The sequence below is a fragment of the Streptomyces bungoensis genome (assembly GCF_001514215.1).
Taxonomy (GTDB): Bacteria; Actinomycetota; Actinomycetes; order Streptomycetales; family Streptomycetaceae; genus Streptomyces; species Streptomyces bungoensis.
The window spans coordinates 93,681-111,147 of record NZ_KQ948859.1 but is presented as its reverse complement, the minus strand read 5'-3'; the positions used below and the strand labels follow the sequence as shown (position 1 = coordinate 111,147).

Annotated in this window: 15 protein-coding genes; 2 read left to right on the top strand and 13 right to left on the bottom strand. The window is 72.3% G+C overall.

All coding sequences use genetic code 11. The features are described 5' to 3' along the window. Window positions 1–13: 13 nt before the first annotated feature. Window positions 14–310: a hypothetical protein gene (locus AQJ66_RS19550; RefSeq protein ID WP_061923605.1), complete on the bottom strand. Its 297-nt coding sequence runs from the start codon at window positions 308–310 to the stop codon at window positions 14–16. A 320-nt stretch (window positions 311–630) separates the two neighbouring features. On the opposite strand from AQJ66_RS19550, the gene AQJ66_RS19545 reads away from it, so the two are divergent. Then, complete coding sequence (locus AQJ66_RS19545) at window positions 631–1,158, top strand: universal stress protein (protein ID WP_061923602.1); 528 nt, start codon at window positions 631–633, stop codon at window positions 1,156–1,158. A gap of 234 nt (window positions 1,159–1,392) precedes the next feature. Here the strand turns inward: AQJ66_RS19545 and glmS are convergent, their stop codons facing one another. From glmS to AQJ66_RS19530, 3 genes are all read right to left on the bottom strand, one after another. Then, window positions 1,393–3,210: a glutamine--fructose-6-phosphate transaminase (isomerizing) gene (gene glmS / locus AQJ66_RS19540; RefSeq protein ID WP_061923598.1), complete on the bottom strand. Its 1,818-nt coding sequence runs from the start codon at window positions 3,208–3,210 to the stop codon at window positions 1,393–1,395. A gap of 22 nt (window positions 3,211–3,232) precedes the next feature. Further along, a complete protein-coding gene (locus AQJ66_RS19535; RefSeq protein ID WP_061923596.1) occupies window positions 3,233–3,490 on the bottom strand; it encodes a hypothetical protein in 258 nt (85 codons plus the stop codon). 96 nt (window positions 3,491–3,586) lie between these two features. Continuing rightward, the gene (locus tag AQJ66_RS19530; protein WP_061923593.1) at window positions 3,587–4,471 is read right to left on the bottom strand and encodes a DUF4429 domain-containing protein; all 885 of its coding nucleotides are present in this window, start codon (window positions 4,469–4,471) and stop codon (window positions 3,587–3,589) included. Between the two features lie 62 nt (window positions 4,472–4,533). On the opposite strand from AQJ66_RS19530, the gene AQJ66_RS19525 reads away from it, so the two are divergent. Beyond that, window positions 4,534–6,141, top strand: a complete 1,608-nt coding sequence (locus AQJ66_RS19525; RefSeq protein ID WP_061923591.1) for a beta-N-acetylhexosaminidase — start codon at window positions 4,534–4,536, stop codon at window positions 6,139–6,141. 54 nt (window positions 6,142–6,195) lie between these two features. Here AQJ66_RS19525 and AQJ66_RS19520 read toward each other — a convergent pair whose 3' ends face one another. From AQJ66_RS19520 to AQJ66_RS19480, 9 genes are all read right to left on the bottom strand, one after another. Continuing rightward, complete coding sequence (locus AQJ66_RS19520; protein WP_061923588.1) at window positions 6,196–7,968, bottom strand: IucA/IucC family protein; 1,773 nt, start codon at window positions 7,966–7,968, stop codon at window positions 6,196–6,198. After that, the gene (locus AQJ66_RS19515; RefSeq protein WP_061923585.1) at window positions 7,965–8,519 is read right to left on the bottom strand and encodes a GNAT family N-acetyltransferase; all 555 of its coding nucleotides are present in this window, start codon (window positions 8,517–8,519) and stop codon (window positions 7,965–7,967) included. The genes AQJ66_RS19520 and AQJ66_RS19515 overlap by 4 nt, the downstream gene beginning before the upstream one ends. Next, window positions 8,516–9,805 carry a lysine N(6)-hydroxylase/L-ornithine N(5)-oxygenase family protein gene (locus tag AQJ66_RS19510; RefSeq protein ID WP_061923582.1) on the bottom strand — a complete coding sequence of 430 codons (1,290 nt, stop codon included), beginning with the start codon at window positions 9,803–9,805 and terminating at the stop codon, window positions 8,516–8,518. The genes AQJ66_RS19515 and AQJ66_RS19510 overlap by 4 nt, the downstream gene beginning before the upstream one ends. Next, window positions 9,789–11,231, bottom strand: a complete 1,443-nt coding sequence (locus tag AQJ66_RS19505) for a pyridoxal phosphate-dependent decarboxylase family protein (RefSeq protein ID WP_061923580.1) — start codon at window positions 11,229–11,231, stop codon at window positions 9,789–9,791. The genes AQJ66_RS19510 and AQJ66_RS19505 overlap by 17 nt, the downstream gene beginning before the upstream one ends. 70 nt (window positions 11,232–11,301) lie before the next feature. After that, window positions 11,302–12,120 (bottom strand): siderophore-interacting protein, encoded by an 819-nt coding sequence (locus AQJ66_RS19500; protein WP_061923577.1) that lies wholly within the window; start codon window positions 12,118–12,120, stop codon window positions 11,302–11,304. A 141-nt stretch (window positions 12,121–12,261) separates the two neighbouring features. Next, window positions 12,262–13,308 (bottom strand): ABC transporter substrate-binding protein, encoded by a 1,047-nt coding sequence (locus AQJ66_RS19495; RefSeq protein ID WP_061924039.1) that lies wholly within the window; start codon window positions 13,306–13,308, stop codon window positions 12,262–12,264. A 111-nt stretch (window positions 13,309–13,419) separates the two neighbouring features. Beyond that, a complete protein-coding gene (locus AQJ66_RS19490; protein WP_061924036.1) occupies window positions 13,420–14,580 on the bottom strand; it encodes an acyl-CoA dehydrogenase family protein in 1,161 nt (386 codons plus the stop codon). 5 nt (window positions 14,581–14,585) lie between these two features. Further along, window positions 14,586–15,509 (bottom strand): hydroxymethylglutaryl-CoA lyase, encoded by a 924-nt coding sequence (locus tag AQJ66_RS19485; RefSeq protein ID WP_208611401.1) that lies wholly within the window; start codon window positions 15,507–15,509, stop codon window positions 14,586–14,588. A gap of 17 nt (window positions 15,510–15,526) precedes the next feature. Further along, entirely contained in the window at window positions 15,527–17,458 is a 1,932-nt protein-coding gene (locus tag AQJ66_RS19480) for an acetyl-CoA carboxylase biotin carboxylase subunit (RefSeq protein WP_061923571.1), read from the bottom strand. Window positions 17,459–17,467 lie beyond the last annotated feature (9 nt).

The window sequence follows — 17,467 nt, the reverse complement described above, 5'->3', positions numbered from 1 at the left end:
GTACAAAAACCGGTCAGTCGACCGGTGTCCCGCTCCAGGTGTGACGTCCACCTCCTCTTTGCGTGCCGGAACGCTCGGCGCCCCGCCCGGCGCTCCGCGCGGCACACCGCTCGGAGCGCCGCAGCAGGACCCGGCAGGCGGCCGTGACGGCGGCGAGTCCGAACGCGGTGCCGGCGGCGCCGGCGAGCGAGGTGCCGTACCAGAGCAGCACCACCGGGACGAGGACGCAGCTGAAGGCGGCCCAGCGGATCACGTCGCTCGTGGTGTCCCGGCCCGGCTGGGGGGCGGGGGTGGATCGGGGTCCGGGCATCTCGTACTCCCTGTGGGGACGGCTCACCGGGGTTCAACGCCCGTTCGATCCGCCGGTCACCGCCCGTGGCCGGGTGACGCTGTGCAAACCGCCTGTACGGGGCAGCAACCATTGCGTTACGGGCGTCGCTCGTGCATGCTCCGGGGAACCCCTGTGGTCACCCCCCGGGGGAGCCGCTCACGGAGCGTGCGCACGAGCTGGGCGGAGGAGGCTTGTCGCCGTACCCTTGGGGGTATGGGGTTGGGAAGACGAATCCCGGACACAGCTCCGCAGCACGATGTCACCCCCATCCACACAAGGATCACAACGCCGAGACAGCCATGGCCGGTCACGAATTCTTCGAACCCGCGGACCGCAAGCGGCCCGTCGCCGATCCCACGGCGGCCGAGCCCCTGGCGGCGGAAGAGGCGCGTCACTCCTGTGACCCCGCCTTCAGGCACGGAGTCGTCGTCGGTTTCGACGGCTCCACGTCCAGCGAGCGCGCCCTCGCCTACGCGATCGGCGTGGCCCACCGCTCCCACGCGGGGCTGATCATCGTCCACGTGGCCAACCGGCTGCCCACCACCGTCTGGGCGGGCTGCGAGCCCCCCGTCTTCGTCGACGTGCCGGACCACCGCACCGAGGTGCTGGGGCTCGAGCTGGCCTGTGCGGAGCACCTCGCCGAGGTGCCCTGGATCCTGGTCGAGCGCGGCGGCGACATCTGCCACGAACTCGAGGAGGTGGGGCGGGAGTACGAGGCGGACGCGATCGTGGTCGGCTCGACCCACGGCCTCGTCGGCCGGCTCTTCGGCTCCGTGGCCGGACGGCTCGCCAAGCGGGCGCAGCGGCCCGTGATCGTCATCCCGTAGGCGTCTCACGCCCCGTCAACTGCTCTTTGCCGATGCGTGGATTGCACGCACCCCGCAGGTGTTTGTGCGCTTGTGAAGGGCATATATCCCTGGCCGGCAGCGCTTCTTCGGCGTGCCGCCGGCCGGGGAGTGACGGCCACCGGCTGATCCGCGGCGGCACCGAACGGACCCCCGCGTGGAGGGTGGCCCTCGCGGGGGTCCGTTCCGCTGCTGCTCGAGTGATCGGCCGCTCGGCTACTCGACCGTGACCGACTTGGCGAGGTTCCGCGGCTTGTCGATGTCCCGGCCGAGGGCGAGCGCCGTGTGGTAGGCCAGCAGCTGCAGCGGGATGCCCATCAGGATCGGGTCCAGCTCGTCCTCGTTCTTCGGGACCACGATCGTCTGGTCGGCCTTCTCCTGGTGCCGGTGGGCCACCGCGAGGATCTTGCCGCTGCGGGCCTTGATCTCCTCCAGGGCCGCGCGGTTCTTCTCCAGCAGGTCGTCGTCGGGGACGATCGCGACCGTGGGCAGGGCCGGCTCGATGAGGGCCAGCGGGCCGTGCTTGAGCTCGGAGGCGGGGTAGGCCTCGGCGTGGATGTAGGAGACCTCCTTCAGCTTCAGGGAGGCCTCGCGGGCCACCGGGTAACCCCGGACCCGGCCGATGAAGAGCATCGAGCGGGCGTCGGCGTAGCTCTCGGCCAGCTCCTTGATCTCCTCCTCCTGCTTGAGGATCTCGGTGATCTGCTCCGGCAGCCGGCGCAGCCCCTCGATGATCCGCTTGCCGTCGCGCACGGAGAGGTCGCGGGTGCGGCCGAGGTGCAGGGCGAGCAGGGCGAAGGCGACCGTGGTGTTGGTGAAGCACTTGGTGGACACCACGCACACCTCGGGGCCGGCGTGCACGTAGATGCCGCCGTCGGCCTCGCGGGCGATCGCCGAGCCGACCACGTTGACCACGCCGAGGACGCGGGCGCCCTTGCGCTTCAGCTCCTGCACGGCGGCGAGCACGTCGTACGTCTCACCGGACTGGGAGACCGCGACGTACAGGGTGTCGGGGTCCACGACCGCGTTGCGGTAGCGGAACTCGGAGGCCGGCTCGGCGTCGGCGGGGATGCGGGCCAGCTCCTCGATCATCTGGGCGCCGATCATGCCCGCGTGGTACGAGGTGCCGCAGCCGAGGATCTTCACGCGGCGGATCCGGCGCGCCTCGCGGGCGTCCAGGTTGAGGCCGCCGAGGTGCACGGTGGAGAAGCGGTCGTCGATGCGGCCGCGCAGCACGCGGTCCACGGCGTCGGCCTGCTCGTGGATCTCCTTGTGCATGTAGGTGTCGTGGCCGCCCATGTCGTACGACGCCGCCTCCCACTCCACGGTGGTCGGCTCGGCGCTGGTGCGGGTGCCCTCGGTGGTGTAGGTGCGGAAGTCGTCCGCCTTGAGGGTGGCCATCTCGCCGTCGTCCAGCGTCACTATCTGCCGGGTGTGGGCGACCAGCGCGGCGATGTCGGAGGCGACGAACATCTCCTTCTCGCCGATGCCGAGGACGACCGGGGAGCCGTTGCGGGCGACGACGATGCGGTCGCCGAAGTCGGCGTGCATGACCGCGATGCCGTACGTGCCCTCGACCACCCGCAGGGTCTCGCGGACCTTGTCCTCCAGCTTCTCGGCCGTGGAGCGGGCGATCAGGTGGGTGAGGACCTCGGTGTCGGTCTCGGAGAGGAACTCCACGCCGTCCGCCTCCAGCTTGCGGCGCAGGTCGGCGGCGTTGTCGATGATCCCGTTGTGGACGACGGCGACCTTGTGGTCGGCCGACATGTGCGGGTGGGCGTTGACGTCGGAGGGGGCGCCGTGGGTCGCCCAGCGGGTGTGGGCGATGCCGGTGGTGCCCTTGAAGCGCGCCGGGACCTTGGCCTCCAGGTCGCGCACCCGGCCCTTGGCCTTCACCATCTTCAGGCCGGCCGTCTTGGGGGAGGTGACCACGAGGCCCGCGGAGTCGTAGCCGCGGTACTCCAGGCGCTGCAGGCCTTCCAGCAGCAGCGGAGCCACGTCACGCTTCCCGATGTATCCGACAATTCCGCACATATACAGGTATCTCTCAGTCTTCTCAGCCGTAGACGATGCGGCGCAGCTGCCTGAGCGTCAGCTCCGGCGGCGCCACCGCCCGGTATTGCAGGTCCGCCTCGATCCGTTCGAAGATCGCCTCGTTCGTCAGGCCCAGGGCCTGCAGTTCGCGGTGGCGGCGACGGACGTAGTCCTGCGTCGTCTCGTCGAAGTAGGCGAGCACGTCCTGGATCACCCGCAGCGCCTCGCCCCTGTTCAGGGGCGTGGACCGCGTCAGGTGATCGACAAGTTCCTCGTGCACCCGGTAGATCCTCGGGCACGAGCGAGACTTTCGCAAGAATCCTGCCCGATTCCGGGCAGCGGTGCACGGTGTCCGTCGTCTCCGGCGAGACGGAGGTCACATCCGCCGCAGGACCGCCTGCTTGGCCAGGGAGAACTCCTCCTCGGTCAGCACCCCCGAGCGGTGCAGCTCGCCCAGCTCGCGCAGCCGCCGCACCAGCGCGTCGTGGTCCTCCCCGCCCGCGGGCGCCTCGGCGGGCAGCGGCGGCTCCGGCCGCGCGTCCGTCCCGGCGGCCGGGGCGGCGGGGTGCGGCAGCCGGGCCTGGACGGCGGCCGCGACCAGCGCCATCAGCGGGTCCTTCTTGAAGCCCCACAGCTCGACGGCGTGCGGGTCGTGCTTGGCCGGCGGCGGGGTGGCGGGCGCGCCGCGCACGACGAAGCGCAGGTGCCCGTTCTCCAGTCCGGCCGCCGGCTGCCACTCCACCCCGGTGATCTCGCCGAGCGGGATCGTCCGGGGCCCGCCGGCGGCCTTGGCGTCCTCCGTCTTCCAGTTCCACTCCAGCCGCACCCGCTCCCCGTCGAAGCCCGCCGTGCCGTCCCCGGCGGAGGCGGTCAGCGGCACGGACGGGCCGGGCAGCAGGTACCCGGCGACCGGCTCCGGCGAAACCCCGTTCAGCAGCAGCGCGTTGCGGACCTCGTCCGCGAAGTACTCGGCGACGCCGTACCGGTCGGACTCCACGGTCAGCCGGTAGGGGTCGTGCGGCTCGGTGAGCCGGCCGCCGGTGGCGTGCAGCAGCGGGTCGGCGCCCTCGCGCAGCCGCAGCCTCAGCCGCCCCGCGCGCCTGCCCTGCTCGAACGAGACGCCCGCCAACGCCCCCAGCGGCACGACGAGTTCGCCCAGCTCGCCGCGGAGCAGGCCGACGCCCTTGTCCCGGCCGGGGGTCAGCCGCAGGGCGTCGCCGTCGAACGCCCAGGTGCCGTCCTTCTGGATGATTTCCGCCATCCGGGGATTGTTCCACCGGATCTGCGGGAGAGTGGTCTTTACCAATCCTGAAGGGAGCGCATGTGAGACGGCACCACAGCACGACTCCCCGGCTGACCCGCGTCCTAGGGTCCCTGCTGCTCGTGGCCGCGGCGGGCGTGGCCACCGCCGGCGCGTCACCCGCGCCGCCGGCCGCGCCGCCCGTACCGCTCGGCCAGGTCGTCCCGGCACCCGCCTCGGTGTCACCCGGCGGACAGCCGTACCGCGTCACCTCCGCCACCCGCATCCGCCTCGACCCCTCGGCCTCCGCCCGGGTCCGCGGGATCGGCGCGTACCTCGCCGGCATCCTGCGCCCGTCCACCGGCTACCCGCTGCCCGTCGCCGACCGGGGCGCCGGCGGCATCCGCCTGCACCTCGCCGCCGGCCCGTACGGCGCCGAGGGCTACCGCCTCAGCAGCGCCCCGCACGGGGTGACCATCACCGCGAGCGCCCCGGCCGGCCTCTTCCACGGCGTGCAGACGCTGCGCCAGTTGCTGCCCCCCGCCGTGGAGAAGAAGACCCGGCAGCCCGGCCCGTGGCAGATCGCCGGCGGCACGATCCAGGACCGCCCCCGCTACGGCTACCGCGGCGCGATGCTGGACGTCTCCCGGCACTTCTTCACGGTCGGCCAGGTCGAGCGCTACATCGACCAGCTGGCCCGCTACAAGGTCGACGAACTGCACCTGCACCTCAGCGACGACCAGGGCTGGCGCATCGCCGTCGACTCCTGGCCGCGCCTGGCCTCCTACGGCGGCTCCACCGAGGTCGGCGGCGGCCGGGGCGGCTTCTACACGAAGGCCGACTACCGGCGGATCGTCCGCTACGCCGCCTCCCGCTACCTGGAGGTCGTCCCCGAGATCGACATGCCCGGCCACACCAACGCGGCCCTCGCCTCCTACGCCCGGCTGAACTGCGACGGCACCGCACCCCCGCTGTACACCGGCACCGCCGTCGGCTTCAGCTCGCTGTGCGTCGGCAAGCAGGTGACGTACGACTTCGTGGACGACGTGGTCCGTGAGCTGGCCGCCCTCACCCCCGGCCGCTACCTGCACATCGGCGGCGACGAGGCGCACTCCACCAGCCACGCCGACTACGTGGCGTTCATGGACCGGGTGCAGCCGATCGTCGCCAGGTACGGCAAGACGGTCATCGGCTGGCACCAGCTGACCGGCGCCACCCCCGCGAAGGGCGCCCTCGCCCAGTACTGGGGCCTGGACGGCACCAGCGCGGCCGAGAAGGCCCAGGTCGCCGCGGCCGCCCGGAACGGCACCGGGCTGATCCTGTCCCCGGCCGACCGGGTCTACCTCGACATGAAGTACACCTCGGCCACCCGGCTGGGCACGAAGTGGGCGGGCCTGGTGGAGGTGCGGCGCTCCTACGACTGGAACCCCGGCGCCTACCTGCCCGGCGCGCCCGCCTCGGCCGTCAGGGGCGTCGAGGCCCCGCTGTGGTCCGAGACGCTCACCACGTCCGACGACATCGAGTACATGGCCTTCCCGCGCCTGGCCGGAGCGGCCGAACTGGGCTGGTCGCCCGCGGCCACCCACGACTGGGAGAGCTACAAGGTGCGGCTGGCCGCCCAGGGCCCGCGCTGGGACGCCGCCGGCATCCGGTACTACAGGTCCCCCCAGGTGCCCTGGCCCCAGGGGTGACACCCAGGGACGGGCGCCCCGGAGAACCGCGCTCCGGGGCGCCCTCCCGTGGCGTCAGAACCCGGCGACCGGGTTCCGGAGCGTGCCCACGAGCTGCAGCGCGCCCGACGGGTCGGCGAGGTCCACCATCTGCCGGTTGTCGCGCAGCTGGAGCCGGTTGAGGCAGGACAGCGCGAACTCGGGGGCGAACAGGTCGTACCGCGCGAACTTCCCGGCGAGTCCGGGCACGCCCCGCTGGTACTCCCGGGCGACCTCGGCGACCGTCCGCCAGAAGTCGTCCTCCGCCAGGAGCCCCTCGGCGGCGAGGTGCGCGGAGAGGAAGCGGAAGAAGCAGTCGAAGACGTCCGTGAACAGCGACAGCAGCCGCTTGTCCTCGGGCACCTCGACGCGGATCCGCCGCACCTCGGGCGGCAGCTCCGCGTCCGGGTCCATGACCGCGATCTCCTCGGCGATGTCCTTGTGGATCACGCGCCGCACGACCCCGTCCTCCAGCACGAGGATCACGTTCTCGCCGTGCGGCATGAACACCAGGTCGTGGGCGTAGAAGCAGTGCAGCAGCGGGGTGAGGTACGCCCGCAGGTAGTGCCGCAGCCACGCGGTGGGCGCCAGTCCGGAGCGCGCGATCAGCGCACCCGCGAAGGAGGCGCCCTCGTGGTCCACGTGCAGCAGCGACGCCATGGTGGCCAGCGACTCGCCCTCGCGCAGCGACGGCACCGGGCTCTCCCGCCACAGGGCGGCCAGCATCTTGCGGTACGGCGAGTGGGGGCCGGTGGCCCGCTCGTACTCCGGGTGCCGGTAGCCGACGGCCGCCCGCTCCCGGATGACCGTGACGCCGGTCGCCCGCAGCACGGGGTCGCCGTCGATCAGCCGGGCCAGCCAGTCGTTGATCGCCGGGGTCGCCTCCATGTAGGCCGCGGACAGGCCGCGCATGAAGCCCATGTTGAGCACGGACAGGGCGGTCTTGACGTAGTGCCTGCGCGGGTCGGACCGGTTGAAGAAGGTCCGTACGGACTGCTGGGCCAGGTAGGCGTCGTCGCCCTCGCCGAGGTACACCAGGTTCCGCCGGGCCACCTCGGCGGCGAAGGCGGTACCGAGCTTGTTCCGCCACTGCCAGGGGTGGACGGGGATGAGGAGGTAGTCGGCGGGGTCGAGGCCCTGGCCGGCGAGCGTCCCGCGGAAACGGTTCAGCGTCGGCTCGCCCAGCTCGTCCCGCAGGAAGGACTCCTGCTCGATGCCGGCACCGGCCGTGAACACGGCCCGCGAGCGGTGCGCGGCCAGCCACACCAGCCGGACCGGGCTCGCGGTCTCCGGGGCGTACGACAGGTAGTCGTCGAGGCCGAACCCGAGCCGCCCGCTGTTGGCGACGAAGCAGGGGTGGCCCTCGGTCATCGCGGTCTCGACGGCCTGGAAACCGCGGCCCGCGAGCTCGGCGGAGGTGACGCGGGGCTTGCCGAGCTTGTAGCAGGTGCCGGCGAGGGTGGCGGAGACCTCCTCCAGGTAGACCGGCAGGATCTCCTCGCCGAGCCCCAGGGACTCCCGCAGCTCGATGAGGAAGTCCAGGGCGCACAGCGGCAGTTCGCTGCCGTCCCGGTGCCGGGTGATCGAGCCGGCCGCCACCTGCCAGTGGTCGAGGGCGCGGCGGACGGCGGTGAACCGGTAGGCGGTGAGCCCGTCGTCGCTGCGGACGACGTACCGGTCCCCGTCCTGCCGCTCCGGCCGGATCAGGCGCTCGTGCGCGAACTCGGCGAGCGCCTTGCGTATCAGCAGCCGGTTGGCGTCCGCCCAGCGCTCGGGCGACAGGTGGGCCACGGCGTCGGCGGCGTTCATCGGGCCACCGCCTCCTCGAACCGCTCTCGGGTGCAGAAACTCAGCAACGCCTTCTTCTCCGGCTTCTCGATCTCCCGTTCGGGCACGAACCCGACGGCCTCGTTCAGGGCGTGGACGGCGGTGTTGCGCACGTCCGGCTCGACCACCACCCGCCGCACCGCGGGGTCCGCGAAGAGCCGGGCCAGCACGGCCGTGATCACGGCCCGGGTGAACCCGTGCACGGGCCGGTCGGTCGCCGGCACCAGGAAGTGCATGCCGACGTCCCCGGGCCGCGCCTCGTAGAGCCCGGCCAGCTCCCGGTGCGCGGGGTCGTACGTCTCCACGAGGAAGACGGGCTCCCCGTCGCGCAGCCCGAGCAGCGCGTGGTGGTGCTCGTCCGCCGCGATCTCCCGGTACGCCCGTTCGACGTCCTCCCGCGCCGCGTCCCGCATCATCCAGAAGGCCGCCTTGGGATGCGTCACCCAGCCGTGCAGCAGCCCGGCGTCCTGCGCCGGGTCGACGGGGCGGAAGGTGAAGGCGGGGGTGAGGGCGGGGGTGGATGCGGGGGTCATGCGGCGAACTCCTGGAAGGTGATCGTCTTCTCGACCGGGTAGTACTCGGTGCCGAGCAGCTCGCGGACGATGTACGCGTTGCGGTACGCGCCCATGCCGAGGTCGGGGCTGGTGACGCTGTGGGTGTGGACGCCGGCGTTCTGCAGGAAGACGCCCCGGCCGGTGACGTCGATGGAGTAGTTGCGGGCGACGTCGAAGCGGCCGTGGCCGTCGAAGCGCAGCCGGTCCCGGACCGGGTCGAGGAAGGCCGGGGGCTCGTAGTGGTAGCCGGTGGCCAGCAGCAGGCCCTCGGTGCGGATCTCGAAGTCCTTGCCCTGCTCGTCCTGGTGGAAGCCGAGGGTGTAGCCGCCGTCCTCGTGACGGGCTCCGGTGAGGCTGGAGTTGGTGAGCAGCCGGGTCGGCACCGGCCCCGCGAGGCTCTTCTCGTAGAGCAGGTCGAAGATCGAGTCGATGAGATCGGCGTTGATGCCCTTGAACAGGCCCTTCTGCTGCTTCTCCAGCCGGTAGCGGGTCTCCTCGTCGAGCGCGTGGAAGTAGTCGACGTAGTCGGGGGAGGTCATCTCCAGGGTCAGCTTGGTGTACTCCAGCGGGTAGAACCGCGGTGAGCGGGTGACCCAGTTGAGCCGGTAGCCGTGGACGTCGATCTCGCCGAGCAGCTCGTGGTAGATCTCGGCGGCGCTCTGGCCGCTGCCGACGATCGTGATGGACTCCCTGGCCTGCAGCTCGGCCTTGCGGTGCAGGTACCGGGAGCTGTGCACGACGTCGTCACCGAGTCCCCGGCAGGCGGGCGGGACGAAGGGCACCGTGCCCGTGCCGAGGACCAGGTGCCGGCCGCGGTAGGTGTCGCCGGACCCGGTGCGCACGGCGTACAGCCCGTCCTCGTACGTCACCTCGGTGACGGTCGTGGAGAACCGGACACTGCTCAGCTTCCCGGCCGCCCAGCGGCAGTAGGCGTCGTACTCGGCGCGCAGCGGGTAGAAGTTCTCGCGGATGTAGAACGAGTACAGCCGGCCCCGCTCCTTCAGGTAGGCGAGGAACGAGTACGGCGAGGTCGGGTCCGCCAGGGTGACCAGGTCGGACAGGAACGGGGTCTGGAGGTGGGCGCCGTCGAGGAACATGCCGGCGTGCCACTCGAAGCCGGGCTTGGAGTCCAGGAAGACGCAGTCCAGTTCGGCGATCGGCTCGGTCAGGCAGGCGAGGCCGAGGTTGAACGGGCCGAGCCCGATGCCCACGACGTCGTGCACGCGGCCGGCCCCGGCGGGCGCGGTCTCAGCAGGCGCGGTCAAGGGATGCCCCCAGGTACTGCTCGGCGTGGCCGGCGATCAGGTCGAGGACGGCGGCGATGTCGTCCGGTGTCGTCTCGGGGTTGAGCAGGGTGAACTTCAGGTAGTGGCGGCCGCCCACCGTGGTGCCCGCGACCACGGCGTCACCGGAGGCGAACAGGGCCTTGCGGGCATGGAGGTTGGCGCGGTCGGTCTCGACCGGGTCGGTGGCGGCCGCCGGGACGTGGCGGAAGACGAGGGTGGACAGGGCGGGCGCGACGACCACCTCGAAGCGCGGGTCGGCGGCGAGCATCCGCCAGGCCTCCCGGGCCAGGCCGCAGACCTCGTCGAAGAGCTGCCCGATCCCGTCGGCGCCCATCGTGCGCAGCGTCAGCCACAGTTTCAGGGCGTCGAACCGCCGGGTCGTCTGCAGGGACTTGTCGACCTGGTTGGGGATGCGCTCCTCGACCATGCGGCGCGGGTTGAGGTAGTCCGCGTGGTAGGTGGCGTGCCGCAGCGTGGCCGCGTCCCGGACCAGCACGGCGGAGCAACTCACCGGCTGGAAGAAGGACTTGTGGTAGTCGACGGTGACCGAGTCGGCCCGCTCGATGCCGTCCAGCAGGGCGCGGCGCGTGGGGGAGACCAGCAGCCCGCAGCCGTAGGCCGCGTCCACGTGCAGCCACACCCCGTACCGGTCGCACAGCCCGGCGATCTCCGGCAGCGGGTCGATGGAGCCGAAGTCGGTGGTACCGGCGGTGGCGACCACGGCCATCGGGACCAGGCCGTCCCGCGCGCAGCGCTCCAGCTCGCGGGCGAGGGCGGCGGTCCGCATCCGCCGCTCGTGGTCGACGGGGACGCTCACGACGGAGTCCGGGCCCAGTCCGAGCAGCTTGGCCGACTTGCGGACGCTGAAGTGGCCGGCCTCGGAGACGAGGATCCGCAGCCGGGCGAGGTCGCCGGTCTTGGCCTCCTCGCGGGCGAGCAGCAGCGCCTGGAGGTTGGACTGCGTGCCACCGGAGGTGAACACGCCGTCGGCGGCGGGCCCGAGGCCGATCCGCCGGGCGGTCCACTCGACGAGCCGGCGCTCGATGAGGGTGCCGCCCGCCGACTGGTCCCAGGTGTCCAGGGAGGAGTTGACGGCGCAGAGCACGGCCTCGCCGAGCACCGCCGGGATGACCACCGGGCAGTTGAGGTGGGCGAGGTAGCGGGGGTGGTGGAAGTAGACCGCGTCCCGGAGGTAGACGTCCTCCAGCTCGTCCAGGGCGGCGGCGGTGTCGCCGAGGGGCCGGTCGAGGTCGACGGCGTCGACGCGGGGGGCGAGGGCGGCGGCCGTGACGCCGGTGAACGGACGGTCGGTGGTGGCGAGCCTGGCCGCCACCCGCTCGACTCCTTCGGTCACGGAGCGGCGGTAGTGCTCCGCGGTGAGGCCATTGAGCAGGTGCGAGCGCATGTGGGGGTCCTCCGAGGGGGCTGACCGAACGGGGATCAACTTAGGTAAGGCTAACCTAACTTATTAACTCTCAGTCCGCGGCCCGGAACTGTTCCTCCGTCATGCCCCGCCGCCAGTAGCCGACGAAGGTCACCCGCCGCCGGTCGACCCCGCGCTCCGCGACGAAGTACCGCCGCAGCGCCCTCACGTGCCCCGACTCCCCGGCGAGCCACACGTACGGCCGCTCGCCGAGCGGGAGCCGCGCGGCCCGTACGGCGTCGACGGCCGTGGGGGACCCGGCGTGCCGCACGAGCCAGTCGATCTCCGCGTCGGCTTCCGTGGCGATGTCCTGGATGTCCCCGGCGTGCGGCACCTCCAGCCAGGCGCGGACGCGGGTGCCGGCCGGCAGGGACTCCAGGACGGCCGACGCGGCCGGTACGGCGGTCTCGTCGCCCCACAGCACGACCAGGTCGGTGTCCTCGGGCGGGCGGAAGCGGACGGCCCGGTTGTCGGCGATCGCGGGGCCGAGTACCAGCACCCGGTCACCGGCGGCGGCCCGGGAGGCCCACCGCGAGGCGGGCCCGACGCCGTGCAGCGCGAAGTCGATGTCGATCTCGTCGGGGTCGCGGCGGACGGCCCGGAGCGTGTACGACCGCATCACCGCCCGCACGTCCTCGGGCAGTTCCCGCCACGCCTGCCACCAGCTGTCGCCCAGGTCCAGTGGGACGACGGGCTCCTTCCGCCCCGGCTGCGGCAGGAACAGCGACAGCGACTGGTCCCGCCCGAGCGACTGCAACGCGCCCAGATCGGCCCCGCCGAAGGTCACCCGGACGAGAGACGGCCCCAGCCGCCCGACCCGCACGACGTGCAGGGAAAAGAACCGAAAGGGGGCGGCCACGGCCGTGGTCATGAGGGCTCCTGATGATGAGGGGGAAACCGGAGCTGCCCAGGGGCGCGGGGCTGTGTCGCTATGCGGCTCCGCCGCGTGGGCGCGACAAGCCACGCCGACCCGCGACCGCCCGAGACGCAGAACCGCCCCCGGAACAGGCGTCTAACGAACCTTCTTCGCCTTCTCCAAGGCCTCGGCGAGCCCGGTCAGCAACGGCACGCACTTCCCGTAGGAGAGAATCGGTTCCGGCGACCGCGCGATGACCTGCCCCGCCTTCACCGCCGGCAGCCGCCGCCACGTCGCCTTGGTGATGTCGGCGGGCTGGAGCGCCGAGGTCCGGTCGTCCATCATGATGATGTCGGCCGGGTACTTGTCGACGTTCTCCCAGCTCAGCGACTCGTACCAGCCGCCCCCCTGCTTCTTCGCGCTCTCCGGCGGCTCCACGAAGTCCACGCCGAGGGCCTTGAAGTACTCCAGGTCGACGGAGAGGTTCGTGCCGGAGACGTAGAAGAGCTGGTCGCTCGCGCTGCCGGCCAGCACCTTGAGTCCGGGCTTGGCCTTCGCGGCGGCGCGCAGCCGGGCGGAGGCCTCCTCGAACCGCTTCTTCGCGGCGGTGACCTCGGCCGCCTTCATGTCCGCGCCGAGCGACCCGGCCAGCTCCCACACGCGCTGCAGCGGCCGGGTGAGCTGACGGTCGTAGACGGAGATAGCGACGGAGGGGGCCAGCTGGGCGATCTTCTTCTTCGACTCGTCGGGGACGTACCAGAGGGTGCCGGCGGAGTCGAACATCGTGGAGATGAGCACGTCCGGCGCGAGGGCCGCGTACTTCTCGATGCTGAACTGGCCCCAGGAGTTGCCGAGGACCGTCACCTTGCTGACGTCCATGTCGCCGGCCTGGACGTCGGCCCTGCCGTCCTTGGTCCGCGTCGGGCCGAACACGCCCTTCACCTGGACGCCGTAGTCGTACAGCGCGGCGCCGACGCCGGTGAAGGCGACGATGTTCGCCGGGACCTTGTCGAGCTTCACGGTCGTGCCGCGGTCGTCGGTGAACGACCAGGGGCCGGACCTGCCGGCCGTCGTCCCCTTGCCGGAGCCGCTGTCTTCGCCCTGGCCGCCCCCGCAGGCGGCGAGCGCGGCACCGAGTCCTAGGGTGCCGCCCGCGGCGAGCAGTCCGCGGCGAGTGAGGGGGAGGGCACGGGCATGGGACATGGGCATGACTGCTTTCGACCAGGGCGAGGCGCCCGCCGGACAACATCGAAGATAGGTTAGCCTAACCTCACTTGCTGTCCAGGGGGGCGCCTCGCACCCGCCGTGCTCGCGTCAGCCCGTCAGGCCCAACTCCCTTGCGATCAGCATGCGCTGGACCTCGCTCGTGCCCTCGCCGATCTCCAGGATCTTGGAGTCGCGCCACATGCGGGCCACCGGATACTCGTTCATGAAGCCGTAGCCGCCGTGGACCTGGGTGGCGTCGCGGGCGTTGTCGACGGCGACGGTGGAGGAGTACAGCTTGGCCATCGCCGCCTCCTTCTTGAAGGGCTCGCCGGCCACCAGCCGGAAGGCGGCGTCACGCCAGGCCAGCCGGGCGGTGTGCGCCTTCATCTCCATGTCGGCGATCTTGAACTGGATGGCCTGGTTGGCGCCGATCGGCCTGCCGAAGGCGTGCCGCTCCTTCGCGTACTTCACCGACTCGTCCACACAGCCCTGCGCCAGACCGGTGGCCAGGGCGGCGATGGCGATGCGGCCCTCGTCCAGGATGCGCAGGAACTGGGCGTAGCCCCGGCCCTCCTCGCCGAGCAGGTTGGCGGCCGGCACGCGGACGTCGGCGAAGGACAGCTCGCGGGTGTCGGAGGCGTTCCAGCCGACCTTGGAGTAGGGCGCGGCCACCGTGAAGCCGGGTGTGCCGGACGGGACGATGATCGCCGAGATCAGCGGCCTGCCGTCCGGCTTGCGGCCGGTCACGGCGGTCACCGTCACCAGACCCGTGATGTCCGTGCCCGAGTTGGTGATGAAGCACTTGCTGCCGTTGATCACCCACTCGTTCGTGTCCGGGTCCAGGCGGGCCGTCGTCCGGGTCGCCCCCGCGTCGCTGCCGCCGTCCGGCTCCGTCAGGCCGAACGCGCCGAGGATCTCGCCGGAGCAGAGCCGGGGCAGCCACTCGCGCTTCTGCTCCTGAGTCCCGAAGAGGTGGACCGGCATCGCGCCCAGCGACACCCCCGCCTCCAGGGTGATGGCCACCGAGGAGTCCACCCTGGCCAGTTCCTCCAGGGCGATGCCCAGGGCCAGGTAGTCGCCGCCCATGCCGCCGTACTCCTCCGGGAACGGCAGCCCGAACAGGCCCATGCGGCCCATCTCGCGGACGATCTCGTACGGGAACTCGTGCCGCTCGTAGAAGTCGCCGATCTTCGGCGCCACGACGTCGTGCGCGAACTCCTCCACCGTGCGGCGGAGTTCCTCCAGCTCGGGGCTGAGGCGGTGGTCCATGCTGATCACTGGTCCTTGTGGGAGAGAGCGCGGACGGTGCGGGACGGGCTGGGCCGGCCCAGCTGTTCGGCCATCCACACGCTCGTGGCGGTCAGACGGCCGAGGTCGACCCCGGTCTCGATGCCGAGGCCGTGCAGCATCCAGACGAGGTCCTCGGTGGCGAGGTTGCCGGTGGCGGACTTGGCGTACGGGCAGCCGCCGAGGCCGCCCGCGGACGCGTCCACCGTGGTGACACCGTGCTGCAGCGCGGCCAGGGTGTTGGCGAGCGCCTGGCCGTAGGTGTCGTGGAAGTGCACGCCGATCTCGTGCGTCGGCACGCCCTCCTCGTTCAGCAGGGCGAGGAGCTCGCGCACATGTCCCGGGGTGGCGACGCCGATGGTGTCGCCGAGGCTCAGCTCGTCGCAGCCCATGTCCCGCAGCGCCGTGCAGACCCGGGCCACCTGGCGGAGCGGGACCGCTCCCTCCCAGGGGTCGCCGAAGCACATCGAGACGTATCCGCGCACGTGCACGCCCGCGTCCTTCGCCTGCCGCACCACCGGCTCGAACACCGCCAGCGACTCGTCCAGGCCGCGGTTGAGGTTGGCCTTGGCGAAGGACTCCGTGGCGCTGGCGAACACCGCGATGCGGCGGGCGCCCAGGGCGAGGGCCCGCTCCAGGCCCCGCTGGTTCGGCACCAGCACCGGCAGGTCGATGTTCCCCAGGCCGGCCAGCTGCGGGAACAGCTGCTCGGCGTCCGCCAGTTGGGGCACCCACTTGGGGTGCACGAAGCTCGTCGCCTCGATGGTGGTCAGGCCGGCCTCGGCCAGGCGGCGGACGAACTCCGCCTTGACCGGCGTGGGCACGGCCCGCTGCTCGTTCTGCAGCCCGTCGCGCGCGCCGACCTCGTGGATCCGCACTCGCGCGGGCAGACCCGAGTCCGGCACCACCATGGGCAGGGCGTCCGCGGTCACGGGGCCACCTCCTCGGCCGGGGTGATGACGGCCAGCACCTGGTCCATGGCGACCGTCGTGCCCGGGGTCACGTCCAGTTCGGCGACCGTGCCGGCGTGCGGGGCGGAGACGACGTGCTCCATCTTCATCGCCTCCACCACCAGCAGGCTCTGGCCGGCGGCCACCTCGTCGCCGACGGCCACCTTGACCACCGTCACCGTGCCGGGCATGGGCGCCGTCAGGGAGTCGGCGCCCGCGTGGGCCGCGCGGTTCAGCGACGCGGCGACCGGGTCGTGGTCGCGCACCTGCCAGGCGTCGCCGTCCCGGCCGATCCAGTCGCCGGCCCGGTGGAAGGTGTGCGTGACGCCGTCCAGGGTGACGCGGACCCGGTCGCCGGTGACGGCGTGGGTGCCGCGCGGGGTGTACGTCACCGGTTCCTGCACGCGCAGCGGGAACGCGGGCGGCTTCGGGGTGCCGCCCAGCCGCCAGCCGCTCGGCACCGAGAACGGGTCCGTCCAGCCCCCGGAGCGCGGCCGCAGCGCCTCCAGCCGTACGGCCGCCGCCGCCTCGTACACCTCCTCGGGCACGTCGGTGGAGACCAGACCGTCCACCTCCCGCTCCACCAGGCCGGTGTCCAGGTCGCCCCGGACGACGGCCGGATGGGCCAGCAGCCGCCGCAGGAACCCGGCGTTGGTCTGCACGCCCAGCGTGACCGTCTCCGCCAGGGCCGCCCGGAGCCGGCGCAGCGCCGTCGCGCGGTCGGGGCCGTACGCGATCACCTTGGACAGCATCGGGTCGTACAGGCTGCCCACTTCGGTGCCCTCGCTGAGCCCGGAGTCGGTGCGCACGCCGTCGCCCTGGGGTTCGTGGAGCTTCAGGACCGTGCCGCCGGAGGGCAGGAAGCCGCGCGCGGGGTCCTCCGCGCAGACGCGCGCCTCCACCGCGTGCCCGGTGAGCGACACGTCCTCCTGGGCGAAGCCCAGCCGCTCCCCGGCCGCGACGCGCAGCTGCCACTCCACCAGGTCGAGCCCGGTGACGAGTTCGGTGACCGGGTGCTCCACCTGGAGGCGGGTGTTCATCTCCATGAAGTAGTACGACGACGGGTCCCCGCCCGGCACGATGAACTCCACCGTGCCCGCGCCCCGGTAGCCGCAGGAGCGGGCCGCCTGCACGGCAGCCTCGCCCATCGACGCGCGCGTGGCCTCGTCGAGGAGGACGCTCGGCGCCTCCTCGATCACCTTCTGGTGGCGCCGCTGCAGGGAGCACTCGCGCTCGCCGAGGTGCACCACGTTGCCGTGGCCGTCCGCCAGCACCTGGATCTCGATGTGCCGGGGGCGGTCGATCCACCGCTCCACCAGCAGCGTGTCGTCGCCGAAGGAGGCACGGGCCTCGCGGCGGGCGGCCGCGATCTCCTCCTCCAGCGCCGCGACGTCGCGCACGAGCCGCATGCCCTTGCCGCCACCGCCCGCCGACGGCTTGAGCAGCACGGGCATGCCGATCTCCCGTGCGGCACCGGCGAGTTCGGCGTCCGAAAGCCCGCTGCCGCTGGAGCCCGGCACGACCGGCACCCCGGCCGCCTGCACCGTCTCCTTGGCGCGGATCTTGTCGCCCATGAGCGCGATCGCGTCCGCCGGCGGGCCGATGAAGACCAGCCCCGCCTCCTCGCAGGCGCGCGCGAAGCCCGCGTTCTCGGCGAGGAAGCCGTACCCGGGATGGACGGCCTGCGCGCCGCTGCGGGCGGCCGCCTCCAGCAGCCGCTCGACGGACAGATAGCTCGCGGCGGCCGGCGCCGGGCCGATCCGCACGGCCGTGTCGGCCTCGCGCACGTGCCGCGCGTCGGCGTCGGCGTCGGAGAAGACCGCCACCGAGCGGACGCCCAGCGAGCGGAGCGTACGGATGACGCGAACGGCGATCTCGCCCCTGTTGGCGACCAGCACTGTGTCGAACACGGTTCCCCT